This is a genomic window from Desulfosarcina widdelii (assembly GCF_009688965.1).
GTDB classification, from domain to species: domain Bacteria; phylum Desulfobacterota; class Desulfobacteria; order Desulfobacterales; family Desulfosarcinaceae; genus Desulfosarcina; species Desulfosarcina widdelii.
The window spans coordinates 376,503-399,160 of sequence record NZ_AP021875.1; the positions used below are offsets into that span (position 1 = coordinate 376,503).

Annotated in this window: 30 protein-coding genes; 25 read left to right on the forward strand and 5 right to left on the reverse strand. The window is 44.9% G+C overall.

Annotation, left to right across the window (positions count from 1 at the left end):
- Positions 1-143 precede the first annotated feature (143 nt).
- The 3 genes from GN111_RS01750 to GN111_RS01760 all read left to right on the forward strand — a co-directional run bounded on the left by GN111_RS01750 (position 144) and on the right by GN111_RS01760 (position 2,661).
- Positions 144-1,859 carry a nucleotide sugar dehydrogenase gene (locus GN111_RS01750; RefSeq protein WP_155302098.1) on the forward strand — a complete coding sequence of 572 codons (1,716 nt, stop codon included), beginning with the start codon at positions 144-146 and terminating at the stop codon, positions 1,857-1,859.
- A gap of 125 nt (positions 1,860-1,984) precedes the next feature.
- The gene (locus tag GN111_RS01755) at positions 1,985-2,278 is read left to right on the forward strand and encodes a nucleotidyltransferase family protein (protein WP_155302099.1); all 294 of its coding nucleotides are present in this window, start codon (positions 1,985-1,987) and stop codon (positions 2,276-2,278) included.
- Positions 2,275-2,661 (forward strand): HI0074 family nucleotidyltransferase substrate-binding subunit, encoded by a 387-nt coding sequence (locus tag GN111_RS01760; protein WP_155302100.1) that lies wholly within the window; start codon positions 2,275-2,277, stop codon positions 2,659-2,661. The genes GN111_RS01755 and GN111_RS01760 overlap by 4 nt, the downstream gene beginning before the upstream one ends.
- A gap of 676 nt (positions 2,662-3,337) precedes the next feature.
- Here GN111_RS01760 and GN111_RS01765 read toward each other — a convergent pair.
- The 3 genes from GN111_RS01765 to GN111_RS01775 form a co-directional block, all read right to left on the reverse strand.
- The gene (locus GN111_RS01765; RefSeq protein WP_155302101.1) at positions 3,338-3,718 is read right to left on the reverse strand and encodes a PIN domain-containing protein; all 381 of its coding nucleotides are present in this window, start codon (positions 3,716-3,718) and stop codon (positions 3,338-3,340) included.
- Positions 3,715-3,912 carry a type II toxin-antitoxin system VapB family antitoxin gene (locus tag GN111_RS01770; RefSeq protein ID WP_155302102.1) on the reverse strand — a complete coding sequence of 66 codons (198 nt, stop codon included), beginning with the start codon at positions 3,910-3,912 and terminating at the stop codon, positions 3,715-3,717. The genes GN111_RS01765 and GN111_RS01770 overlap by 4 nt, the downstream gene beginning before the upstream one ends.
- A 241-nt stretch (positions 3,913-4,153) precedes the next feature.
- Entirely contained in the window at positions 4,154-4,342 is a 189-nt protein-coding gene (locus tag GN111_RS01775) for a hypothetical protein (protein ID WP_155302103.1), read from the reverse strand.
- A gap of 566 nt (positions 4,343-4,908) precedes the next feature.
- Here GN111_RS01775 and GN111_RS01780 point away from each other — a divergent pair.
- From GN111_RS01780 to GN111_RS01795, 4 genes are all read left to right on the forward strand, one after another.
- Positions 4,909-5,178: a type II toxin-antitoxin system Phd/YefM family antitoxin gene (locus tag GN111_RS01780; RefSeq protein WP_155302104.1), complete on the forward strand. Its 270-nt coding sequence runs from the start codon at positions 4,909-4,911 to the stop codon at positions 5,176-5,178.
- The gene (locus GN111_RS01785; RefSeq protein ID WP_155302105.1) at positions 5,178-5,471 is read left to right on the forward strand and encodes a type II toxin-antitoxin system RelE family toxin; all 294 of its coding nucleotides are present in this window, start codon (positions 5,178-5,180) and stop codon (positions 5,469-5,471) included. The genes GN111_RS01780 and GN111_RS01785 overlap by 1 nt, the downstream gene beginning before the upstream one ends.
- A gap of 356 nt (positions 5,472-5,827) precedes the next feature.
- Positions 5,828-7,165, forward strand: a complete 1,338-nt coding sequence (locus GN111_RS01790) for an MBL fold metallo-hydrolase (RefSeq protein ID WP_155302106.1) — start codon at positions 5,828-5,830, stop codon at positions 7,163-7,165.
- A 158-nt stretch (positions 7,166-7,323) separates the two neighbouring features.
- A complete protein-coding gene (locus GN111_RS01795; RefSeq protein WP_155302107.1) occupies positions 7,324-7,698 on the forward strand; it encodes a GxxExxY protein in 375 nt (124 codons plus the stop codon).
- 396 nt (positions 7,699-8,094) lie between these two features.
- Here the strand turns inward: GN111_RS01795 and GN111_RS01800 are convergent, their stop codons facing one another.
- The gene (locus tag GN111_RS01800; RefSeq protein ID WP_155302108.1) at positions 8,095-8,379 is read right to left on the reverse strand and encodes a type II toxin-antitoxin system RelE family toxin; all 285 of its coding nucleotides are present in this window, start codon (positions 8,377-8,379) and stop codon (positions 8,095-8,097) included.
- Positions 8,376-8,648: a type II toxin-antitoxin system Phd/YefM family antitoxin gene (locus tag GN111_RS01805; RefSeq protein ID WP_231715646.1), complete on the reverse strand. Its 273-nt coding sequence runs from the start codon at positions 8,646-8,648 to the stop codon at positions 8,376-8,378. The genes GN111_RS01800 and GN111_RS01805 overlap by 4 nt, the downstream gene beginning before the upstream one ends.
- A gap of 54 nt (positions 8,649-8,702) precedes the next feature.
- Here GN111_RS01805 and GN111_RS01810 point away from each other — a divergent pair, with 54 nt between their 5' ends.
- From GN111_RS01810 to GN111_RS01890, 18 genes are all read left to right on the forward strand, one after another.
- Positions 8,703-9,230, forward strand: coding sequence for a GxxExxY protein (locus GN111_RS01810; RefSeq protein WP_197740480.1), 528 nt, complete (start codon positions 8,703-8,705; stop codon positions 9,228-9,230).
- A gap of 366 nt (positions 9,231-9,596) precedes the next feature.
- Entirely contained in the window at positions 9,597-9,827 is a 231-nt protein-coding gene (locus GN111_RS01815) for an antitoxin (protein ID WP_155302109.1), read from the forward strand.
- Positions 9,824-10,237 (forward strand): type II toxin-antitoxin system tRNA(fMet)-specific endonuclease VapC, encoded by a 414-nt coding sequence (vapC, locus tag GN111_RS01820; protein WP_155302110.1) that lies wholly within the window; start codon positions 9,824-9,826, stop codon positions 10,235-10,237. Before GN111_RS01815 ends, vapC begins: the two co-directional genes overlap by 4 nt.
- Before the next feature lie 290 nt (positions 10,238-10,527).
- Positions 10,528-10,824, forward strand: coding sequence for a hypothetical protein (locus tag GN111_RS01825; RefSeq protein ID WP_155302111.1), 297 nt, complete (start codon positions 10,528-10,530; stop codon positions 10,822-10,824).
- Positions 10,793-11,473 carry a nucleotidyl transferase AbiEii/AbiGii toxin family protein gene (locus GN111_RS01830; protein WP_155302112.1) on the forward strand — a complete coding sequence of 227 codons (681 nt, stop codon included), beginning with the start codon at positions 10,793-10,795 and terminating at the stop codon, positions 11,471-11,473. Before GN111_RS01825 ends, GN111_RS01830 begins: the two co-directional genes overlap by 32 nt.
- 803 nt (positions 11,474-12,276) lie before the next feature.
- On the forward strand, positions 12,277-12,486 hold the full coding sequence (locus GN111_RS01835) for a type II toxin-antitoxin system HicB family antitoxin (protein ID WP_155302113.1): 210 nt from the start codon (positions 12,277-12,279) through the stop codon (positions 12,484-12,486).
- Complete coding sequence (locus tag GN111_RS01840; RefSeq protein WP_155302114.1) at positions 12,473-12,664, forward strand: type II toxin-antitoxin system HicA family toxin; 192 nt, start codon at positions 12,473-12,475, stop codon at positions 12,662-12,664. The genes GN111_RS01835 and GN111_RS01840 overlap by 14 nt, the downstream gene beginning before the upstream one ends.
- A 575-nt stretch (positions 12,665-13,239) precedes the next feature.
- On the forward strand, positions 13,240-13,494 hold the full coding sequence (locus tag GN111_RS01845) for an AbrB/MazE/SpoVT family DNA-binding domain-containing protein (protein ID WP_155302115.1): 255 nt from the start codon (positions 13,240-13,242) through the stop codon (positions 13,492-13,494).
- Between the two features lie 4 nt (positions 13,495-13,498).
- Positions 13,499-13,894, forward strand: a complete 396-nt coding sequence (locus GN111_RS01850; protein WP_170302082.1) for a type II toxin-antitoxin system VapC family toxin — start codon at positions 13,499-13,501, stop codon at positions 13,892-13,894.
- Between the two features lie 368 nt (positions 13,895-14,262).
- Positions 14,263-14,514 (forward strand): DUF4143 domain-containing protein, encoded by a 252-nt coding sequence (locus GN111_RS34655; protein ID WP_492207411.1) that lies wholly within the window; start codon positions 14,263-14,265, stop codon positions 14,512-14,514.
- Between the two features lie 275 nt (positions 14,515-14,789).
- A complete protein-coding gene (locus GN111_RS01855; RefSeq protein ID WP_155302117.1) occupies positions 14,790-15,548 on the forward strand; it encodes a hypothetical protein in 759 nt (252 codons plus the stop codon).
- Between the two features lie 206 nt (positions 15,549-15,754).
- Positions 15,755-16,621, forward strand: coding sequence for an exosortase/archaeosortase family protein (locus tag GN111_RS01860; protein WP_155302118.1), 867 nt, complete (start codon positions 15,755-15,757; stop codon positions 16,619-16,621).
- On the forward strand, positions 16,594-17,247 hold the full coding sequence (locus GN111_RS01865) for an exosortase C-terminal domain/associated protein EpsI (protein ID WP_155302119.1): 654 nt from the start codon (positions 16,594-16,596) through the stop codon (positions 17,245-17,247). The genes GN111_RS01860 and GN111_RS01865 overlap by 28 nt, the downstream gene beginning before the upstream one ends.
- Positions 17,248-17,451: 204 nt before the next feature.
- Entirely contained in the window at positions 17,452-18,597 is a 1,146-nt protein-coding gene (locus tag GN111_RS01870) for a glycosyltransferase family 2 protein (protein WP_155302120.1), read from the forward strand.
- 114 nt (positions 18,598-18,711) lie between these two features.
- A complete protein-coding gene (locus GN111_RS01875; RefSeq protein ID WP_155302121.1) occupies positions 18,712-19,647 on the forward strand; it encodes a hypothetical protein in 936 nt (311 codons plus the stop codon).
- Positions 19,648-19,667: 20 nt separating this feature from the next.
- The gene (locus tag GN111_RS01880) at positions 19,668-20,891 is read left to right on the forward strand and encodes a glycosyltransferase (RefSeq protein ID WP_155302122.1); all 1,224 of its coding nucleotides are present in this window, start codon (positions 19,668-19,670) and stop codon (positions 20,889-20,891) included.
- Positions 20,892-20,930: 39 nt separating this feature from the next.
- Positions 20,931-21,509, forward strand: a complete 579-nt coding sequence (locus tag GN111_RS01885) for an acyltransferase (RefSeq protein WP_155302123.1) — start codon at positions 20,931-20,933, stop codon at positions 21,507-21,509.
- Positions 21,510-21,545: 36 nt separating this feature from the next.
- Positions 21,546-22,658: a glycosyltransferase gene (locus GN111_RS01890; protein ID WP_155302124.1), complete on the forward strand. Its 1,113-nt coding sequence runs from the start codon at positions 21,546-21,548 to the stop codon at positions 22,656-22,658.

A 22,658-nucleotide genomic window follows, 5' to 3' on the forward strand; every position in this document is an offset into this window, starting at 1 on the left:
CCCGATCCGCGTTTATCTGCCTGCCCTGTTCAATTCACGCAAGTGAGGAGCGAAGCGAATTTAACCGGGACGTTCATCCGCGTCCCATAAAAGGTCTTTCCAGCCGAAGGCTGCTAAAGCCTTACCTGAAGAAAGGAAGATCGATGCTCCAAGCAGAACCAAACGTCTCGACGAGCCCGGATGGTGAACTTTTCAAGCTTCCCTCTGAAGCCGATTATGCGCAAGAGTGGCTCCGCCTGAAGCAATTGGCCGATGAACAGCGTGCACTTGGCCGTGATATTGTGGTGGTCATGGGCGTTGGCTTTGTTGGCGCCGTGATGGCCGGGGTGGTTGCCGATGCAGTGGACAACCAGGGCAATCCGACGAAATTCGTCATCGGCATGCAGCGTCCTTCTACACGCTCTTTTTGGAAAATTCCCTTTCTGAATCGTGGGATCGCACCGGTCGAGGCCGAGGACCCGGAAGTCGAACCGCTTATCAAACGCTGTGTCCTGGAAAAAAAGACGCTCACCGCCACCTTCAGCTACGATGCCCTCTCATTGGCCGATGTGGTCGTGGTCGATGTGCAGTGCGATTACCACAAGGAGGCCCTGGGGGACGTGAAAAAAGGGCATGCGGCGATCGGTGCCCTGGAGAATAGCTTAAAAGTGATCGGCGAAAAGATCGAGCCCGGCTGCCTTGTCCTGATTGAAACGACCGTTCCTCCGGGTACCACGGAATACGTGGCCTATCCAATCATCAAAAAAGCCTTTGAAAAAAGAGAGCTGAAGGATGCCGAACCGCTGCTGGCGCATTCCTTCGAGCGGGTCATGCCGGGACGCAACTATGTCTCTTCGATCAGGGATTTCTGGCGGGTCTGCAGCGGCATTAACAGGACTGCCCGTGATAAAGTGGTAAAATTTCTCTCTGAGATCCTCAACGTCGACCAATTCCCGTTGACGGTCCTGGATCGTCCCATCGAAAGTGAAACCTGCAAAATCGTGGAAAATTCCTATCGTGCCGCTACGCTGGCTTTTCTGGACGAGTGGAGCGTTTTTGCCGAGCGCAACGGTGTGGATATCACCAAGGTGGTAGACGCCATTAAAATCCGGCCGACCCACTCCAACATGCTTTTTCCCGGTCCTGGCATCGGCGGGTATTGTCTGCCCAAAGACGGCGGTTTGGGGTTCTGGGCGTACCACACCCTGATGGGGTTCGACGATGATCTGTTCAAAATCACACCCATGTCCATCGACATCAACGACACCCGGGCTTTGCGACCGCCCCAGATTGTGCGGGATGCCCTGCGCAACATGGGCAAGATCGTGCCCGCGTCCAAGATTGCCGTGCTCGGCATTTCCTACCGCCAGGATGTGGGCGACACCCGCTACTCCGGTTCGGAAGTCATCGTGCGCAAACTGACTGAAATGGGCGGCGAGGTGGTCGTCCACGACCCCTATGTCAAGCATTGGTGGGAGTTCGAGAAGCAGGACACCTATCCGGCGCCCGGACACTCATTGAAGCGATTTTTCAGGAACCAGGATGGTCTCGTCGAATTGAGCGTCAATGACGATCTTGCCGATGTCCTCTTCGGCGTGGATGCAATCGTGCTGGCGGTCCGGCATAGCGCGTATCTGGATTTGAACCCGGAGCGGGTTGTGGAGATGACCGGCCGGCCGGTGGCCATTGTCGACTGCTTCGGAATTCTAAACGATGAGCAGATCAGCAACTATTTCCAGCTGGGTTGCGAAGTCAAGGGGCTTGGACGGGGCCATGTCAAGCGGCTCAAAGATAAAGTTCGCCTTTCAACGAACTACGACACGCAGCAAGCATCAAAAATCCGTGTTCATCGGCTTGCCCCGTTCAATTCACACAGGTGAGGAGCAAAGCGAATTTAACTGTGGCGTTGATCCGTTTCCCACTTAAGAGCTTTTCCGGCCGCAGGCCGCAGAATAAAACTGTCCGTGTAAGTCCGCGTGTGTCCGTGGTACCTTACAAGTGAGCTATGGATATAGAAGAAATTCTAAAACAGGCTGCACTGATTATCAGCAACGAATTAGAGGGTACCTACCGGTTGTTTCTGTTCGGGTCCCGCGCCAAAGATATAAGCAGTGACAGATCCGATATAGATATTGGTATCCTGTCGGACACCCGAATTACAGCAAAGCAACTGCTCACGATCCAGGAAAAACTGGAACAGATACCCACATTGTTGAAAATAGATGTTGTCGATTTTAATGCTGTTGATGATGAATTTAAAAAGATCGCATTAAAAGATGCGAAGGACATCGAAATATGACGTCGGACAAACTGGAAAGAAGTCTGGCACTTTTTAAAAAAGCAATGGACCGTTTTTCCGAAGTGTTGCAGGAACCTGAATCTTCAATTGTCATGGATGCAACGATACAGCGGTTCGAATTTACATATGAGTTGATGTGGAAGACGCTGAAAAATTTCTTGGAAGATGTACACGGTGTCCGGACGGTATCGCCAAGACAAGTTTTTGTGGAAGCGTATTCCCTTTCAATTATCAAAAAAGAAGATATTTTTCTGGAAATGATAAAATCCAGAAATTTGCTGTCCCATACTTACAATGAAGAACAGGCTGTCGAGATCTATAAAAAATGCCCTTCATTTTTATCAGCCATTAAAGATTTATATGCCAACTTGCCGATAGAATGAAATTAGCTGACTATTTACCACAGATCCACACAGACTAAATCAGACATCTCTCGCAGAGTCGCAAAGACCGCAAAGATGAATTAAGTGTTTCCCGAAGGGAAAGAAAGCCCTCTGCGTCCTCTGCGCCTTGAGCGAAGCGGGCGGTGAATAGCCAACTTAACCAACCCAACGAATACAACGAATCCAAATGGCCGTCCCATCAATTTTTAAATTTTATTCGGAATTTTAAACTAAGTTCGTGTTTCAAATAAATACCGTCATTATTCTGACAAAATGAATACCGCTGAACTGTATAATCATTGGTATGGGTGCTAACCTTTTAAAAAGAATGAGAATTCTCAGAAATAATCAAAACGGCATATCAAATGCAACAAATCGCTCGAACTCCAAAAAATACTCACTTCCTTAAACCCATGTAATTGGCCCGGCGGAGCTATGGCAAGAAATGGTTCAATTGATCGGGGCTATATCAATGCAGAACCCATAGCTTTTCAATCCCCGAAGGGGACAAAACAACCCTCTGCGTTCTCTGCGTCTCTAACGAAGTGGGCGGTGGGAAATAGACGATGTTAGTTGGTTCGGTTTGTTCAATTTGTTGGTTGGTTGTCCAGCCGAAGGCTGATAAAACCCGTCTGTGTAAGTTCGTGTGTGTCCGTGGCAAAAAAACATATTTTATCTAAACGAAGCGTTCGATGCCGATCATTTCTTTGATCAGCTCGAAGTGATGATCCAGCGAATAGAGCATACAATCGTTTTGAAGGGCATTCTGGGCGATGATTAAATCGGGGATGCCAATCCCGTTTAAACCGCTTTTTAAACATTGATATTGCCAACTCATCAATTGCTTCCACTGGATGGAAAGTTTAATCTTGTAGACCGCATTCAAAAGGTTGACCAGCCTGCGCTGATTACGCAGTTTCAGGAAAGGAATGAGTTCGGTGAGAATCAGGTCATTAACGGCGATAAGGTTCTCATCAATTAGATAGTCAAGCTTAGATGTGTTTCCATCACCTTTGAAATAGTCGATCCAAACGGAAGAGTCGACAAGAACCGTCATGGTCGATCCCGCAACACATCCAAATCGACATCAAAATCACTGAGTTTACCTTTATATTGTTTAATTTCAGCAATCTTTGATTTTCGGATCAATTCCTCCAAAGCAGTGATAATCACTTTGGTTTTTGTTCTGATCTGAGTTGCCTTCATTGCCTCGGAGACCAATTCCTCGGGTAAATCAAGCGTAGTTCTCATGGCTCGCCTCCTTTTTATGCATAAATATAAATTTATATGCATAAAAAGTCAATGACCTTGAATAACTTAGCCACAGATCCACCAAGACAGGCAGGCACAGACGAAAACGATCTCGCAGAGCCGCAGAGAAGGTCGGTAAAAAATTAATCGGACACGGATTTTCGCAGATGCACGCGGATAAAACCTCGTTCTTTATCAGCGGAGCTGAACCCTTTACGCCCTATCCGTGTTCATCCGTGTCCTATAAAATAATGCTTTCCAGCAGCAGGCCGTCGTACAATCTCTTCCGTGTCAGTCCTTGTGTGTCCGCCTGTCCCGTTAAAATCACGTTAGTGAAAAGGGAAGCGCATTTAACCGGGGTGGTTAATTTCGATCTTTGGTCTTTCAGCCGCAGGCTGCTAAAAACTGTTTGTTTTAAATCCGTGTCCATCCGCGTTCATCCGTGTCCTATAAAATGCTTTCCAGCCGCAGGCCGTCGTATAATCTCTTCCGTGTCAGTCCTTGTTTGTCCGCCTGTCCCGTTAAAATCACGTTAGTGAAAAGGGAAGCGCATTTAACCGGGGTGGTTAATTTCGATCTTTGGTCTTTCAGCCGCAGGCTGCTAAAAACTGTTTGTTTTAAATCCGTGTCCATCCGCGTTCATCCGTGTCCCATAAAATGCTTTCCAGCCGAAGGCTGATTAATCTTCTTTGCGCTCTCTGCGCCTCGAGCGAAGTCCCGCGACACGGGATAAACTGGGCGCGAAGAATAAAATGTATCTCGCAGAGTCGCAGAGCACGCAGAAAAAAGCAGGTAGTCGGTTGAAGGTGGTAGGTTGAAGGATAACGACAGACGACCCGCAACAAACAACAAGCAGTTTCCCGCGCCTCGGACGAAGCCCTGCTATGCGGTGGATAACCAATTTAACCAACCCAAAAAATACAAACTGTACTTAGGATTGACACTTTTCGGCATGGATATTATTATGGTCATAAAAATATTTAGTAGGGGGTAAAGATGACCGATATCCTGCAAATTATGCCTGTTACCAAAGTCAAGCGGGGACTTCTGGACATCATCAAGACCATGCAAGAAGAAGACGCAACCATAACCCTGACGAGGAACGGTGAACCGGTTGGGGTCATGATGACGCCGAATCGATATGAAGCCCTTTTAGAAACCATTGAAATTCTTGTCGATAAGGATGTTCTGGACGCGCTTGGGGCCTCTGCCAAGGATTTTCAGGATGGTCGGGTCCATGAACATGACGCGGTTTGGAACGATTGATGGTTCACTACCGTCTGATCTATTCGGATACCTCCCGCAATCAAATTAAGAAGTTGCACCCAGCATTGAAGCCCATCATTCGTTCACGGCTGGACCGATTGAGCCAGGAGCCATTTGCAGGAAAACGACTTGAGCGTGAGCTATCGGGCTATCGGTCGCTTCGGGCAAGACGATTCAGAATCATTTACAAATTAAATGAAGCAGAGCAATTCACCGAAATTCACTATGTTGGCCATCGCAAAGATGTTTACGAACTTTTTACTGAAAAAACCGGCCCTTCATTTTTAAGGTGATACTTATACCTAATTTTGGCGATTGTCGACCGACCTACACAGACGAACACAGACAAAACAAATTTCTCGCAGAGCCGCAGAGAAGGTCGGTAAAAAATTAATCGGACACGGATTTTCGCAGATGCACGCGGATAAAACCTCGTTCTTTATCAGCGGAGCTGAAATTTTTTAGCCCCATCCGTGTGCGTCCGCCTGTCCCGTTAAAATCACGTTAGTGAAAAGGGAAGCGCATTTAACCGGGACGTTCATCCGTGTCCATCCGCGTTCATCCGTGTCCTATAAAATGCTTTCCAGCCGAAGGCTGATTAATCTTCTTTGCGCTCTCTGCGCCTCGAGCGAAGCGGGTTTGAGATAAAATGAACGTATCTCATTTAGGTGCCGAAAACTGCGTCACCGGCTCATGCCACCTGCTGCAGGCCAACGGCCTGAACATCATGGTGGACTGCGGCCTGGCCCAGGGCGACGATCCAGCCCGCTCCATGGACCGTTGGCCCATCCAGCCGGATGAAATCGACTACCTGTTTCTCACCCATGCCCACATCGACCATATCGGCAGGTTGCCGGAACTGATCCAAAAGGGTTTCAAGGGCGAGATCATCTGCTCCCACCCCACCAGGGCCCTGCTGATTCCTATGCTGACCGACGCCATGAAGTTTTCCGGTATGCCGGAACAAACCGCGCTGAACATCCATAAGTCCATCGACGACCTCTCCTGGGGCTTTGAATGCGGCCAGGACTTCGACCTGGAAAAGGGGATTTCCTTCAAATTGAAGCGGGCCGGGCACATCCTGGGATCGTCATTCGTGCGCTTCCAGGACGATCATACCGGTGAATCGGTGCTTTTCTCCGGTGACCTGGGTGCCAAGGATACCCCCATTCTGCCCGATCCGGAAGCGCCGGACCCTGCCGACCGGGTCATCATGGAATCGACCTACGGCGACCGGTTGCATGGTGATCGACAGCACCGCACCCGGCAATTGGGGGCCGTCCTCTCGCGGGCCCTGGCCGACAGCGGCAAGGTCTTCATTCCGGCTTTTTCATTAGGGCGCACCCAGGAACTGATTTATGAAATGGACCGCCTGTTCTCCAATCCCGACTGCCAGGCGATGTTCCCCGACCTTCAAGGCGTACAGCGGCCGCCGGTGTTCGTGGATTCGCCCCTGGGGCTGGAGATTACCAGGATTTACGCCCGACTTTCCGAATATTGGGACAAAGAGGCCCGTGATCTTAAACGCAGTGGCGACCACCCCATCGACTTCGACGGCCTCTACGCGGTAGAGGGACATCACGACCACCTCAAGCTTTGCGACGCCGCAGGTCCGGCCGTCATCCTGGCCGGCAGCGGCATGTGTACCGGCGGTAGGATCATCGATCATTTGAAAAAGGGCATCGAAGATCCGAAAAGCGACATCCTTTTCGTCGGCTACCAGGCGGCCGGCACCCCCGGAAGGGCCATTCAGGATAACGCCGAGAAGCCCGGCGGATATGTATATCTCGACGGCGAGCGGAAGACCATCCGCGCCGATGTCCACACCCTTTCCGGCTACTCCGCCCACGCCGACCAGAAAGGACTGGTCGACTGGATCACATCTATGCCCGAAAAACCCGGTGCCATCAAATTGGTGCATGGGGAGGGCGGGGCGCGCCGTGCGTTGGCGGAGGTGCTGGAAAAGCAGGGATACACGGTTCATTAAAGAAGAATAGGACACGGATTCACACGGATTGCCACGGATCAAAAAACTGCAGAATCAGTGGCTTCCGGCCATATAATGTTTGTAGGTTTTTTATCAGCGAAGCTGAAATCTTTACGCCCTATCCGTGTTCATCCGCGTTCATCCGTGTCCCATACAATATGAAACATCAAGCGCTCACCGAAGAAATCATCAAAGTCTTTTACCGGGTATACAACGCGCTGGGGTATGGATTTTTAGAAAAAGTATACGAAAATGCGATGATGATCGAACTAAAAAAAGAGGGCTTGTTCGCTGTCCAACAGTCGCCCATCGATGTAATCTATTCCGAGCAGATTGTTGGACAATATTTTGCGGACATCATCGTTGACGAAAAAGTTATCCTTGAAATCAAGGCAAAGAAACACTTTGGATCAGAAGATGAGGCTCAGTTGCTCAATTATCTGAAATCCACGGATAAAGAGGTCGGCCTTCTGATTAACTTTGGACCGAAACCGGAACTGTCCCGGAAAGTGTTCGATAACAGCAAAAAATAGTTGGACACGGATTTACACGGATTGTCACGGATCAAAAAGAAAAATGTTAATGGCCTCCGGCCAAAAAAAGACAGTATCCGTAAGAATATGAAATTACAAAAATTTAAGCAGAAGCCGCGAATAAATTTCTAATTGGTTCATTTCAGCGAAGCTGAAATCTTTACGCCCAATCCGTGTTCATCCGCGTTCATCCGTGTCCCAAAAAATAAAATTGTACACAGATTTTCGCGGATACACGCGGATCAAAATTAGAATTCAGGAGGCAGGAAACCGACGAACGTCGAATACCGGAATAGGGCGTAGGTGGCAGGTGGTTGGTGGTCATCCCACGACCCACAACGAACGACATACAAAATGGTTTCATGGGACACCTCACCCCATCGAAAAAACAAGAGTCTATTTTCTTTTTACTGCCAGACGGTAGATTTCTTTGTCCCTTCTCGGGCCAACAGCCAGCACATAAACCACAACCGTTTTTTCGTGAACTTTGTAAACAACGCGGTAGTCTCCCACGCGAAGTTTGCGAAAATCGGCAAGATTACCGGATAAGGGGGCACCGAAATCCATGGGATGCCGGGTCAGTTTAGAATCGATCGCTTTAACGATTCGTCGTGCCGCGGATGGACCGATGCTGTCGAGGTCTCCTTCAATGTCGTGATGGTAAAGGATTGACCAAATCATACGCCATATTTTTCCTTGATATCATTATGCCTTAGCGCCTTTTTTTCGTCAAAGCTATCCAACCGGGCCAGGGTTAAAGCCGTAAGGCGAAGGTCTTCAATTTCTTGCTCCATTGCCTCGTAGCTTTCCATCGATAGCAGCACTGCTTTGGGGGCATTGTTTTTCATAATGATGAGTCTGCCCGCATCGTCTTTGGCCAAGGCATCCAGGGTCGCCGATGTTTTCTTCGAAAGATCCGTAGCGGAGAGGAAGTCTTTTGCACGTATCATGGTGATCCTCCAATAATCAGATAATTTATAGTATAATAATTAGAAAAATATTCTATGTCAATAACGTGTTTTGATCGTATTATTTTCCCATTCAGCGATACTGATCATTTTACACACGATCCGTGTTTTTCCGCCTGCCCTGTTCAATTCACGCAAGTGAGGAGCGAAGCGAATTTAACCGGGACGTTCATCCGTGTCCCATACAATATGAAACATCAAGCGCTCACCGAAGAAATCATCAAAGTCTTTTACCGGGTATACAACGCGCTGGGGTATGGATTTTTAGAAAAAGTATACGAAAATGCGATGATGATTGAACTAAAAAATGAGGGCTTGTTCGCTGTCCAGCAGTCGCCCATCGATGTAATCTATTCCGAGCAGATAGTTGGACAATATTTTGCGGACATCATCGTTGATGATAAGGTTATCGTTGAAATCAAGGCAAAGAAACACTTTGGATCAGAAGATGAGGCTCAGTTGCTCAATTATCTGAAATCCACGGATAAAGAGGTCGGCCTTCTGATTAACTTTGGACCGAAACCGGAACTGTCCCGGAAAGTGTTCGATAACAGCAAAAAATAGTTGGACACGGATTTACACGGATTGTCACGGATCAAAAAGAAAAATGTTAATGGCCTCCGGCCAAAAAAAGACAGTATCCGTAAGAATATGAAATTACAAGAATTTAAGCAGATGCCGCGAATAAATTTCTAATTGGTTCATTTCAGCGAAGCTGAAATCTTTACGCCCAATCCGTGTTCATCCGCGTTCATCCGTGTCCTATAAAAGGTCTTTCAGCCGAAGGCTGCAATAAAATGTCCGTGTAAGTCCGTGTGTGTCCGTGGCAAAAATCAAAAATGGCCACCGACCCACAAGGATAGATTGACAAAAGTTTAATTATGTATATACATAAAAGTATATATGAATTGCATTCAACAGGAGTTGCCCATGGAAACCGCGAAAATTTTTAAAAATGGAAACTCCCAAGCGGTTCGGCTGCCCAAAGCTTTCCGCTTCGATGTCACGGAAGTCCAGATCTTTCGCAGAGGCGATGAAGTGATTTTGAAACGGAAACCGCAGAATCTGGCAGAAGCATTCGAACTGTTGACCCGAATGTCGGATGATTTCATGTCAGAGGGGCGTTGCCAGCCCTCGGTACAGGAAAGAGAACCGCTATGACGGTAATGCTGGATACCGGCATATGTACTTACACAATCAAGCGAAAACCGATCGGCGTTTTGAAGCGCCTTGAGATGTGCCAACCGGGAACGGTTGTCATGTCAGTCATCACTTTCTCGGAATTAATCAACGGGGCCAAAAAGAGCCAATACGTGGAAGACAACCTCCACCGGTTGGAAGCGTTGAGTGAACTGATCGAGGTCCTTCCCTTCGATAAAAACGCGGCCATGATATACGGAGATATACGCTCGGACCTTGAAAATAGAGGGTTGATAATCGGTGGTAATGATTTATTTATCGCCGCTCATGCATTGAGCTTGAACTATACCCTGGTGACCAACAATCAAAGGGAGTTCGAAAGGGTCAGGGGGTTGAAGACAGAAAATTGGGCTGTGGAGAAAAGCCGGTAGGTGGCTCTTCAATTCTGAATGATGAATTTTAAATTCTGAATGAAGGTTTTTATCGATCCGATGATTCAAAATCGATTCGCACCGCAGAGCCGCAAAGAACGCAGAGAAAGTCAGGTTTGGTTGGCTTCGCCCAAAAAGATCAATACGGGCTTAAATCCTTTTTTGTTTAATTTCCCTCTCAGAAATTAAAATAAACCCCTTTGCGTTCTCCGCGTTTCGAGCGCAGCGGGCGGTGAAGAACCAAGCCATAAAGAAATTGCGGATACCCTAACCAAAATCATTATTGATTCATGAAACCCCTGGCCTCAAGTCAAAAACAAGAAATACTTGCCCGGTTATTCTGGGACACACAAATCGAAATAACCGATGCAGAAGCATATCTTGAAGAGCAATTGAGAACGATTGACAAAAACGAATCGCAACAATTTTTCAGAAGATTGCTATGTTCCTGCGACTGGTACACATTGTTGAAACTCATGGGCCCTGAAAAGCTGACCGATATTTTAACTGATCCTGTCATCGGCGGAATATTTCCTCGCGGTCTGAAAACAAAATATGAATATGCGAGAGACATTTTATCTAGATAAATTGTATCCGTTTCAAGACGAAGTCCTCAAACTTGTCGAGGGACTGAATCTGAATTTTTATCTGACGGGAGGGACCGCGCTTGGCCGCTGCTATCTGAAGCACCGGTATTCGGATGATCTCGATTTTTTCGTAAATGACGATGACCACTTTAAGGAAGAATGCAGTATCGCAATCAATTCGTTGAGGAATCGATGGGAATGCGACATCGCGGCGACCTCAGAAACGTTTGCTCGAATCTTCGTAAAAAAGGAAAGAACCATCCTAAAAATCGATTTCGTTAACGATATCCCCTCACATTTCGGAGAGATTCAACGGTTTACGCTGTTTCATCGTGTCGATAGTTGGCGCAACATCTTGTCAAATAAAATGTGTGCACTGAGCCGTTTGGAAATCAAAGATATCGTCGATATTGTTTTTATCGCAAGAAATTATGCGTTCGACTGGGAAACAATCATTGGCGAGGCAAAAGAGAAGGACCTGTGGATCGATCCAATAGAAATTTGCAGAATCATCGATCAATTTCCAACAGATCTTCTGAAAACCGTTAAATGGATCAAACCGTTAAATGCTGATGCTATTTTAGGCCAGATTAGGACTCTTCATAACGATATTTTCAATGGTAGGGAGAATACACTGAAAGAGAAATAGGACATGGATTTTCACGGATACAGGAGGGTAGGGCGCGCCGTGAATTGGCGGAGGTTTTGGAAGGGAGTGGGGGACACAGTTCGATAAAAGATGGGCTATAGGCGATAGGCCATGGGCTATAGATGAAGGGCGAGAGCGGGGAGTTAGGAGCGGTTGGTTGGTTCGGTTGGTTCATTGGTTTTGTTGGTTGAAAGCTGTGATTCGTTGGTAGTAGGTGGTTGGTTGCAGGTTGCCGGTGGACAACCCCCAACCCCCAACCCACGACCCACAACCCCCAACCCGCTACTTAAATCCGCGTTTGTCCGCGTCCATCCGTGTCCTATAATTGGTTTGAAAATAGACGCCATATCAAGCATTTCAGAGATCTCGATGTTTATCGGCTCGCATTTGATTGTGCGATGAGGATTTTCAAATGCACAAAATTTTCAGCCTGGCCTGTTCAATTCACGCAAGTGAGGAGCGAAGCGAATTTAACCAGGGCGTTCATCCGTGTCCTATTTAAGATTTTTCTTGATTGTCTATCAGCTATCAGCCATGAGCTATCAGCTATTCGGTCCGTCCGTGTGTGTCCGCTTGCCCAGTTAAATTTTTATCCTGTGGAACCAGGGATGTTCTTTTGTGTAACTGCGACTCTCAAGTGAAAATCGAAGCAAATTTAACCGGGGTGGCTAATAAACCCCTCTGTGCCCTCCGCGCCTCGAACGAAGTGGGCGGTGAATAACCAACTTAACTTTGATCAATTTCCGCAGGCGGACAGGGGGACTGGAAATTTTAGATAGAGCGTTCGAAGGAAGGAAAACAAAATGCTTAAAAAATATACCCTGTTGTATTGGCAAGATGGCAAATGGCTTGTCGGGCGCCTAAGAGAGAGAAGCGATGTGTTCTCCCAGGGAAAGACCTTAAGCGAACTCGAAAGTAATATCCAAGAGGCACTGAGTTTGATGGAAGATACCGACTTTGAAAACCTGCCTGCAGGATTCAAGATCAAGGAAATGACTGTTGAAACGCAGTGAGTTTATCCGCAGGATTAATGGTCTTGGATGTGAATTGTTGCGACATGGAAATCGGCACGATATTTATATCAATACGAACAATGGCAAACGAGCTCCAATACCCCGCCACAAAGAAATTGCAGACACACTGACCAAAATCATTCTCAAACAACTGGGCATTGAAAAAGATGATGTATAGCGGTGGTGAAAAGCAGGTAAAAGACTATCGTTTGAAGCGTTTAAGGACTGTATGATTCCTATCGATCTCATAATCTTTATTCACCTTAGAGACGCAGAGGACGCAGAGAGATCCGATCATATAATTAGTTGGGTTTGTTAATTTTCACCGCAGAGTAGCAGAGCACGAAGAGGTTTTATAGTCTTTTTCCGAAGGGGACAACCAACCCTTCGCGAACTCCGCGCCTCGAGCGAAGCGGGCGGTGGAAAAACCAATTCTTAATGTTGAATTGTGAATTTTAAATGAAGGTTGCGAATCCGAATATAATTCAAAATTCAAAACTAAAAATTCAAAATTAGAATTGTCCGTGTTCAATAGGCTGTTGACGTTTGGACTATAGGCTGTAGGAGAAAAAAATGAGAGACCACACGAAATTGAAAGCGTTCGAGCTGGCAGATGAAATAGCGATTGCTATCCATCGTCTGACGAAAGCTCTCCGCTACACCAATAAAAGTAAGAACTCGACATTGTCAATTTCTTACTTACAGGTTATGATTAACACATAACCGGACCCGACAAAAAAAAGGGCTGAAAAAATGGAAATACTAAAATCGAAAGTAACCTCCAAGGGGCAAATCGTCATACCCAAGGAGATCCGATCAAAATATGGAATTACCAAGGCGACCGTCATCCATTGGATACAAAGAGGTGAGGGGGTTCTGATGATACCCGATTCTGAAGATTCGATAATTGCCGCCAAGGGAATGATTGCAAAATCAGGGTCGCTCGACAAATTATTACAGGACCGAAGGTCGGCAATGCTGAAAGAAGATGGTGTAAGCGATCGATAATTACGTGCTCGACAGCTATGCGGTGATCGGTTATCTCGAAGACGAGCCCTTCGCAGATTGGTTGAAACAATTGCTGCTATCTGCACGCAATAGGCGATGTCAACTCTCTATGCATGCGATCCAACTTGGCGAGGTATACTATATTCTCCTGAGAGAGCAGGGAAAAGCCATTGCTGATCTGGCCTATGCACGGATCAAGGATTTTCCTGTCACTATTGTAGACACCGTAGATGAAAAATTGCTGTTAGCCGCCGCAACGTTGAAGGCGAATTTTCCGATGTCATACGCCGATACGTTTGCCGCTGCTCTCGCCCAGATAAATCATGCTGTTTTATTAACCGGTGATCCGGAGTTCAAAACCTTGGAAGAAAAGGGAATTATAGAGGTAAAATGGCTGTGAGCAATGCGCGTTGAGGGGGGAGCGTTCACTGGCGGAGATTTTGGAAGAACGGGGATATACCATTAGCTGAATGAGATCGAAGTTCTGAAGTTAGGAAGAGCGGAACCTCGAGGAAGACGAACAAAAATAACGGGTAGAGAGGAATTTGGGAAGAGTCGGTTTTCGGGAAGGCTTGATGAGCGGAAGTCGTGATGCAGGTAAGAAATGGAAAATAGGAACCATATAAAGCATTTCAGAGATCTTGATGTATATCGGCTCGCATTTGATTGTGCGATGAGGATTTTCAAGTGCACAAAATTTTCAGCCTGGTCAATTTAGAGCACACTCTACTTTACTCATGATTAAAATCGTGTTGTGTCTATTTTCGTATGGAGCTTCGTTTTTTAAGAGATACGGATAAACGGGAGGTTGATTTTGTTGTATTGAAAGAAGGTGCCCCCCAGTTTGCTGTCGAATGCAAAATTGGAGAAAAGAATGTCAACCCTGCTATTTTCTATTTCAAGGAGCGGACAGCCATACCTGATTTCTACCAGGTACACCAGGGCACACGAGATTATATAAAAAATGGGGTTCGCATACTTCCCATAGAAACATTTTGTAAGGAACTTAAACTTCATTAATGTAACTGTCAAAATTCAAATTGAACTCCACCGCAGAGCCGCAGAGCACGCAGAGGTTTTATGGTTCTCTCCCCGAAGGGGACAAGGCAACCCTCTGTGCCCTCCGCGTCTCGAGCGCAGCGGGCGGTGAAAGATAATTCAAAAATTAAAATTCAAAATTATTAATTGAAATTTAAAATATTACTTCTTGAGGTGTACCTATGAAAAAAATAATTAGCATATCATTGCTCATCGTTACATTATTCTTCGGATTTTTAATTTCCTGTGGAGGCGAAATGGAACAAAAGAAAGTAACGTATAACAGTTTGAAAGATATCCCTGATGCCGCCTGGGAAAAGTTATCCCAGAAGAAAATCTATTTCGGCCATCAGTCGGTCGGGTTCAATATTATGGACGGCGTCGAGGATCTTAAAAAAGAATATCCGCAGATCAACCTGAAGGTGGTCGAAACCAAAGACAGCGATGAGATAAAACCCGGCATTTTGGCACATTCCAGGGTCGGTAAAAACACGGATCCGAAATCAAAAATCGATGACTTTTCGAATATTTTGGATAACGGAATTGGCAGACAGGCTGACGCAGCAGCGCTTAAATTCTGCTATGTAGACATGAAGAAAGAGTCTGACATCCCTAAGATTTTCGAAGAGTATAAATATGAAATTGAAAAAATAAAAAAGGCCTATCCTGATTTTTCGATTGTTCACTTTACAGAGCCCCTCACCGTATCAAAAACTACATGGAAAACATGGCTAAAAAAGATTTTGGGGAAGAAGGATTTTTGGGAATTCAACGACAATATTAAAAGAAACGAATACAATGAGCTGCTGATTAGTGAATACCAAGGCAAGGACCCAATTTTAGATATCGCAGCAATCGAATCAACTAAGCCGGATGGAACCAGACAGAGTTTCGAATTAAACGGAAAAACGTATTACTCCATGTATCCGGGATATACCACCGACGGTGGTCATCTAAACGAATTGGGTCGCAAAAGAGTGGCTGAGCAGCTGATCCTTTTAATGGTTAATTTATAACTGTTCACCGAAGAGACGTAGAATACGCAGAGAAATCAGGTGGTTTAATTGGTTGATTGGTTCAATTCGTTTATTGGTTTTTAGCCGCAGACTGTTTTTACCCCACATCCGTGTAAGTCCGTGTGTGTCCGCCTGCCCAGTTAAAATCACTGCAAGTGAAAAGCGAAGCGAATTTAACCAGGGTGGCAAATTAAATTGAGATCGAAATGATTGAATCCAAAAACAGACACCAAACCGCAGCGCTAAACCCGATCATGCTCTACACGGGGCTGGTGCTGCTTTTTATTATTGCTTTTTTCCCAGTGATCAGGGGGTTGGTCGGAACCTGGATTCATTCCGACGACAACTCGCACGGATTACTTATCCTTCCTGTCAGCCTCTACATTATCTGGCAAAACCGGGCAAATTGGGCGGATCTGCCGGTTCAGCCCGGTCGCGGGGGCAAAAGCCTGGTGGTGCTGACCATTCTTTTTTACATTTTATCTTACAAGGCGGGCATCGCCACTCTCAGCAGCCTTTCCCTGGTTTTGACGATATGGGCCGTCGTCTGGGCGCTGTTTGGAAAAGCGGTTTTTAAGGCGGTCCTGTTTCCTCTGGCGCTCCTGCTGCTGATGATTCCGGTGCCGGCGCAGTTTTTTTCCATGGCGACGATTCCGCTGCAGTTGATGGTCTCCAAGGTGAGTGCCGTGATCGTCCGATTGTTTGATGTCCCGGTACTGCGGGAAGGCAACGTTATTCACCTACCGGGCAGAACGCTTGAAGTGGTGCAGGCGTGCAGCGGGCTGCGCTCTTTGATGTCGCTGGTTACGCTCTGTGCGATTTTTGGGTATCTAACCCTATCTTCCAATGTTTTGCGGGGCATACTGATCGTCAGCAGCATCCCGGCAGCGGTTCTGGTCAATATTTTCAGGGTTGTTATGATGATTCTATCGATTCATTACATGGATTTCGATCTCACCGGCGGAACCCCGCATACCGTATTCGGCGTGATCGTCTTTCTGCTGGCGTTATCCATCGTCGCCGGATTCAGGGGCATTCTTTCGAAATGGGACAAAAAACAAACAGACAGCTGATCTACATTGCCGCATGCCTTATGGCCGCTGCCGTGCTTGTCAATTTTGAACGTGCCCCCGGAGTTCAAAGCGATAGAGCTGGCCTTTCTGAGGTTTTCATGCGGGTAGGCCCGTGGACGGCCGTCAACGAGACGGAAATGCAGGACACGATTGTGACGTCGTTGGACTTGGACGACTATCTTTTTCGATCCTATCGAAACGGCATCGCTGTCGTATCCCTTTATGTCGGATACTATTACACCGCCGACAAGGTTGGTGCGGCACACTCTCCGCTGGTTTGCTTTCCGGGACAAGGGTGGGAAATTTCTCCGCCGAAAGCTGTTTCTGTGAAGACAGACGAGAACCCGGTCAATGCTGAACGGATCCTGATCCAAAAGGGAAAGCACCGGGAGGCGATTCTGTACTGGTTTCAGGCCTATGACAGGACCTCGCCGGGGACTTTCCATCAAAAGCTGAACAACTTCTGGGCGAAAATCCGCTCCAAGCCGGAGGACAACGCCTTTGTGCGTGTGTCAGTAACGATCCGGGAAGACGATGTCGAAGGCGCAACCGCCTCCGCGGAATCCTTCATCAAGGCTTTTTATCCCGTATTTTTGGATTACGTGACCGGCCATGACAAGTCGTGACCGTCAGTTAAGCTACAGACTCACACAGACGTACACAGACAAAAACAATCTCGCAGAAACGCAGAGAACGCAGAAAAAAGCAGGAGAGGTTGTTGGTTGAAGGTGGTAGGTTGAAGAATAACGACAGACGACCCTCAACATACAACAAGCAGTTTTCCGCGTCTCGAACGTAGTGGGCGGTGAAAAAAAATGGAGAAACGCTGAATGGCGCTATTTTTATTCTGGTTTTCCGTATTCATGGTCTTCTATGTGTACATCGGGTATCCAATGATAGTGATGCTCCTCTCAGTGGTATTAAACAGGAAAGTTTCTAAGAGAGCCATAGAACCCACCGTAACGATAATGATCGCCGCCTACAATGAAGCTGAGCATATTCAGCAGACCGTTCAAAACAAAATAGAATTAGTTTATCCTCAGGATAAGCTTGAGATTATCGTTATCTCAGACGGTTCAACGGACGGAACCGATGATTTGGTCAAAGGAATCGATACAGGTAACGTCCGATTGCTCCGCCAGGAACCGCGTGCCGGCAAAACCGCGGCTCTGAATATGGCCGTCCCCTTTGCAAAAGGTGACATACTCGTCTTTTCTGATGCAAACTCTATCTACGATTCGCTTGTACTAAAAAGGCTAATGGCAAATTTCAGCGACGAGAACGTTGGCTACGTTACAGGTAAAATGGTGTACGTCAACGCGGATGGATCTCTCGTTGGTGATGGATGCAGCGCATATATGAAGTATGAAAATATGCTGAGAACGTTCGAAACGAAAATTGGATCAATCGTGGGTGTTGATGGTGGCGTCGATGCTGTCAGGAAAAAGCTGTATGAGCCCATGCAAGATGATCAGCTCCCTGACTTTGTCCTTCCTCTAAAGGTTTTTAAAAAAGGGTATAAGGTTGTTTACGAACCAGAGGCATTGCTCAAGGAGGATACTCTTAAACTGGTAGAGGACGAGTATAAGATGCGCGTACGAGTGGCCTTGAGAGCCTTATGGGCATTATTTGATATGCGAGGGCTATTGATTTTCAACAAAGGCAAAAGGCTTTTCGCTTGGCAGCTTTGGTCTCATAAAGCCTTGAGGTATGGATGTTTTGTTTTTGTTTTGACGACATTTATATCCAACTTGTTTCTATTGGGTAATGGCGGCCTCTATATTTTAGTATTTGCCGTCCAGGTGATGCTGGTCATCGCCATCATAATGTCATTCATGGTTTCAAAGTCTGGTATTATTGGAAAAATATTGAATTTTTCTCAGTATTTCTTTCTTTTGAATGCCGCATCGGCACTCGCGGTGGTGAAATTTTTATCCGGTCAGAAGATGGTGATTTGGAATCCCAGAAAGGGATAAGTTCATTTTATACGCGGTAGAAGGACGGAATGAAGCTAAATAAGCGCCTCATAGCAGGCATACTATACAAGCTGAGAAGACAAATTCTCTTCTGTTAGGAATATGAGGTTTGATGTGCTCAAGAAATTCCCTATTGATATTGAAACGTTGCAAGGCGAATCCGGAATAGAGGTCTATGTACTGAATAAATGGAAGAATGCCAATTTTGTAACGACCTTAAAGCACCTGCCTTCCAATACGATTACAGCAAAAGTTCTCAATGACGGATATTCACTTTTCAAGAATGTAGCCAAGGGTGAAGATTACCTTATTGAAGTACAGTTTTCCGATCCACTTAAAAGATTAAAATACAAAAGCAAGAAAACGAAAATCAAATATAGCGGTCCAAAGAATCTGAGAATAATTGGCACAGGCTCTGGACGGTGTGGCACTTCATCATTTGCCAAATACTTGGACGGGATGCGGTTTGCCAACAGAAAGTTGGTTCGTGCCAGGCATGAGTCAATGTCAGGGCTTATTCTCGAAAAGATTCGAGACAAAGCAACCGAAGAAATTAAGCATTATTTGCTATCATTTCAACATAATGTTGAAATCTCGCCGTATTTCAGCCTCATCCCAGAGATCCTTGACGTAGGCGATAAAGTCGTACTCATAATCAGGGATGGGCGGAAAGTAGTGGCAAGTGGCATGGCTAGAGGATGGTACAGTCGGGCCTCGATCTGGGACCAAATAAAACCGGATTTTGAAGGTACGACCTTTGAAAAATGTTGTCATCTATGGCGGCATACGAACGAAAACGTAATTAATAAGGCTGATATCGTTATCAAGCTCGAAGATTTGATCAGCAACAATCTTGATGAAAAATTTTACAAAATACTGGGGTTGAGTATGGTACAGAAAGAATTTCCGAAGACCAATAAATCAAAAAATCCGCCCCAATACAAATGGTCCAAGGACGAATTTAGCGATTTTAAAAGAATTTGTGGCCATCTAATGGATCAATATTATTCTGGGTGGGAAAATGATAGTCTAATAAAAATAAATAGTTAATTTTTGTTCTTTAGATTTTTTTGGCTTTTAACGAACTTCAAAAGGGTAATTTTAACAAAACAATACAAGATGATATATCAACTGTGTCTGTTGTGTTGAAACATTCAAAAAAAATTAAAGTTCTCCACATTATTGATAGCGGTGGCTTATACGGTGCGGAAACCATGCTTTTAAATCTTATTGCTGAGCAAAGTTTATTGGGGATTAAAGCTACCATTGCCAGTATAGGTGAAAAGCGTATTAAAGAAAAAGCAATCGAAAATGAAGCAATAAAACGAGGTTTTGATATAAAAAAATTTAGAATGACACCCGGTTTCAATTTATTAGGAGCTCACAAGATTATAAAGTTTGCGACACATGAGCACTATGACATCCTTCATTCCCATGGATACAAAGGAAATATTTTATTTGGGTTTATGCCAAATTTGGTAAAAAAAATACCGCTGATTACCACAGTGCATGGATATACCAGTAAAAATGCATTTTCAAAAATTAAAATCTACGAAATTTTGGACAGTATGAGCCATCATTTAATCGATCAGGTGGTGTTGGTTGACCAAAGCATGCTCATGCATCCACTATTGAGAAGACAAAAAAATGTAAACTATAATATTATTCGTAACGGAATTCCAGAAATTACCCCATATGTCCGTTTATGTAAAAGCGAAGATAAGATCATCGATTTTTGCATGAAAGGTTTTACAATTGGGGCGATCGGCAGGCTTTCACCTGAAAAGGGATTCGATAACCTAATCGACGCAACTTCTAAACTAATTAAGAAAAGAAATAATATTCAATTGATCATCCTTGGGGAAGGAAAACAAAGGTTTCACCTCGAAAAGAAAGTCTATGAATTTGGAATCGATCAACATGTCATGATGCCGGGTTATATCCAGGATGCCAAGCAATATTTACAGTATTTCGATGTTTTCATTTTACCCTCGCATACTGAGGGTTTGCCGGTAACAATTCTTGAAGCGATGCAAAGCCAGGTCCCAATTGTAGCAACATCCGTCGGTGGAGTAGCTGAAGCACTAGACTATGGGAACGCAGGAATCCTAATTGACTCTTCCGACTCAAAAAAAATTGCTGATGCTGTTTTGGCAATTATTACACATCCAGAAAAGGCAATGGAACGAATTAAATATGGGAAAAAGCATGTAAAAAATAAATATTCTATAAGGAAAATGACAAGAAAATATGTGGATGTTTATACCCATTTGTTAAGATCATATGCAGTATAGATATGCACTGAAAAAGATCATCAAAGAGTCGATAATAACATGCTTAAAATTATCATCAAATTGATTAAATATTTGAAATGGGACCTAAGCACGAAATCTTTTCGATTTTTCTATTTGAATTTCTTTTTTAAAGATATTCCGGGAAGATTAGGAATGGAAATAAGAAAGCTATTATATGAAAGGTATTTAAGGCATGCTGGAAAAAATTTAATGGTATATGAAGGTGTTCATATCAGAAATATTGATAAATTATCTGTAGGTGATAATGTGGCTTTGGGTGTAAATAATTTCATTCAAGCAGCTGGCGAGGTCGAAATCGGAAATAATGCCATATTCGCTCCGGATGTTAAAATATGGTCAGCAAATCATAAATACGATGATTTGGAAAAGCCAATTTTTGAACAAGGATACGATTATAAGAAAGTTGTTATCGGAAACAATGTCTGGATCGCATCAAATGTCTTTATTATGCCTGGCGCAGAATTAGGTGATGGGGTGGTTGTATCAGCTGGTGCTGTTGTAGGAGCAAAGAAGATCCCACCTTACACGATTCTTGCTGGGAATCCTGCACGAAAAATTGGTTTGCGCAATCGTAAAAAAGAGGCAAAAGGTAAGTAAAAGTACAAAAAATATTTTGTTTCCGTAATAGAATAAATGGATAAAATTAGGATAGCTTACATCATTGATCAGTTCGGAGTCGGGGGCACCGAAGGACAACTAAGCCTTCTCATAGCTTCACTCGATCGTAAACGGTTTAAACCGTCCATTTTTATACTGCGTGGCGATAAGAATCATCCGTTGATACCTGATAATACACCTGTCTATTTATTGAATATACACCGTCTACTAAGCATAGATGGTTTAAAAAAGATGTATCAAGTCATTCAATTGTTAAGATATGAGAAGATTCAGATTGTACAAACCTTCTTTCAGGATTCAACTGTTGTTGGGGTACTGGCGGGTAAAATTGCTCGTGTACAGCAGATTGTAGTATGCATACGCGATATGCTTTTCTGGGCATCACCTTTCGTACTATTCATTCAAAAAGTAATGATGAAAATGTCTAACCTGATTCTGGTGAACTCCATATCGGTTAAAGAAACCGTAGAACCGTTGTTACGAAACGGTCGAGTGAAGGTCATTTACAACGGTATCTATATCGGAGAAGAATTCTCGAAAAATGATAAAGCAAAAAATGAATTAATAAAAGAGTTTAATTTTACTGATTACCCGATCGTAGTGCTTGTATCGAATTGCAACCGACCGGTTAAACGCATTGATTTGCTAATAGAGAGCATCCCCCTTGTTGTAGCGAGGATTCCTGCCTATTTTTTGATTGTTGGTGATGGTTGGATGAGATCGAATTTAGAAAAACGTGTAACCGAGCTAAACATAGGAAAATTTGTGCGATTTGCTGGGAGTAGAAATGATGTTAATAGGATTCTTGCTGGTTCCGATATTGCGTTGAACACGTCGGACTCAGAAGGCTTGTCTAACTCGGTCATGGAAGCTATGCGGGCAGGTTTAGCAGTCATTGCGAGCAACGTGGGTGGCAACAAGGAACTTGTTAAAAACAACGTCAACGGGTTGCTGTTTACACCCGGCAACAAAGATGACCTAAAAGAAAAACTTTTATATCTCCTAAAAGACATGAAGATTGCAGAGCAGTTTGGAAAAAATGGGAAGCACACGATAGAGCAGTATTTTGATATAAAACTCATCGTACATCAATATAATATATTATATACATCGATAGCAGGAAAATAG

Excerpts from the sequence above, each read along its gene's own strand:
- GN111_RS01810 (WP_197740480.1), top strand. The coding sequence starts at position 8,703 with ATGTCAATAACGTGTTTTGATCGTATTATTTTCCCATTCAGCGATACT.
- GN111_RS01750 (WP_155302098.1), top strand. The coding sequence starts at position 144 with ATGCTCCAAGCAGAACCAAACGTCTCGACGAGCCCGGATGGTGAACTT.
- GN111_RS01890 (WP_155302124.1), top strand. The coding sequence starts at position 21,546 with ATGGATAAAATTAGGATAGCTTACATCATTGATCAGTTCGGAGTCGGG.
- vapC (WP_155302110.1), top strand. The coding sequence starts at position 9,824 with ATGACGGTAATGCTGGATACCGGCATATGTACTTACACAATCAAGCGA.
- GN111_RS01885 (WP_155302123.1), top strand. The coding sequence starts at position 20,931 with ATGCTTAAAATTATCATCAAATTGATTAAATATTTGAAATGGGACCTA.
- GN111_RS01775 (WP_155302103.1), bottom strand. The coding sequence starts at position 4,342 with ATGGACACGGATTTAAAACAAACAGTTTTTAGCAGCCTGCGGCTGAAA.
- GN111_RS01855 (WP_155302117.1), top strand. The coding sequence starts at position 14,790 with ATGGAACAAAAGAAAGTAACGTATAACAGTTTGAAAGATATCCCTGAT.
- GN111_RS01755 (WP_155302099.1), top strand. The coding sequence starts at position 1,985 with ATGGATATAGAAGAAATTCTAAAACAGGCTGCACTGATTATCAGCAAC.
- GN111_RS01790 (WP_155302106.1), top strand. The coding sequence starts at position 5,828 with ATGAACGTATCTCATTTAGGTGCCGAAAACTGCGTCACCGGCTCATGC.
- GN111_RS01795 (WP_155302107.1), top strand. The coding sequence starts at position 7,324 with ATGAAACATCAAGCGCTCACCGAAGAAATCATCAAAGTCTTTTACCGG.
- GN111_RS01815 (WP_155302109.1), top strand. The coding sequence starts at position 9,597 with ATGGAAACCGCGAAAATTTTTAAAAATGGAAACTCCCAAGCGGTTCGG.
- GN111_RS34655 (WP_492207411.1), top strand. The coding sequence starts at position 14,263 with ATGGAGCTTCGTTTTTTAAGAGATACGGATAAACGGGAGGTTGATTTT.
- GN111_RS01830 (WP_155302112.1), top strand. The coding sequence starts at position 10,793 with ATGAATATGCGAGAGACATTTTATCTAGATAAATTGTATCCGTTTCAA.
- GN111_RS01780 (WP_155302104.1), top strand. The coding sequence starts at position 4,909 with ATGACCGATATCCTGCAAATTATGCCTGTTACCAAAGTCAAGCGGGGA.
- GN111_RS01800 (WP_155302108.1), bottom strand. The coding sequence starts at position 8,379 with ATGATTTGGTCAATCCTTTACCATCACGACATTGAAGGAGACCTCGAC.
- GN111_RS01845 (WP_155302115.1), top strand. The coding sequence starts at position 13,240 with ATGGAAATACTAAAATCGAAAGTAACCTCCAAGGGGCAAATCGTCATA.
- GN111_RS01870 (WP_155302120.1), top strand. The coding sequence starts at position 17,452 with ATGGCGCTATTTTTATTCTGGTTTTCCGTATTCATGGTCTTCTATGTG.
- GN111_RS01835 (WP_155302113.1), top strand. The coding sequence starts at position 12,277 with ATGCTTAAAAAATATACCCTGTTGTATTGGCAAGATGGCAAATGGCTT.
- GN111_RS01865 (WP_155302119.1), top strand. The coding sequence starts at position 16,594 with ATGGGACAAAAAACAAACAGACAGCTGATCTACATTGCCGCATGCCTT.
- GN111_RS01825 (WP_155302111.1), top strand. The coding sequence starts at position 10,528 with ATGAAACCCCTGGCCTCAAGTCAAAAACAAGAAATACTTGCCCGGTTA.
- GN111_RS01770 (WP_155302102.1), bottom strand. The coding sequence starts at position 3,912 with ATGAGAACTACGCTTGATTTACCCGAGGAATTGGTCTCCGAGGCAATG.
- GN111_RS01785 (WP_155302105.1), top strand. The coding sequence starts at position 5,178 with ATGGTTCACTACCGTCTGATCTATTCGGATACCTCCCGCAATCAAATT.
- GN111_RS01805 (WP_231715646.1), bottom strand. The coding sequence starts at position 8,648 with ATGATACGTGCAAAAGACTTCCTCTCCGCTACGGATCTTTCGAAGAAA.
- GN111_RS01860 (WP_155302118.1), top strand. The coding sequence starts at position 15,755 with ATGATTGAATCCAAAAACAGACACCAAACCGCAGCGCTAAACCCGATC.
- GN111_RS01760 (WP_155302100.1), top strand. The coding sequence starts at position 2,275 with ATGACGTCGGACAAACTGGAAAGAAGTCTGGCACTTTTTAAAAAAGCA.
- GN111_RS01765 (WP_155302101.1), bottom strand. The coding sequence starts at position 3,718 with ATGACGGTTCTTGTCGACTCTTCCGTTTGGATCGACTATTTCAAAGGT.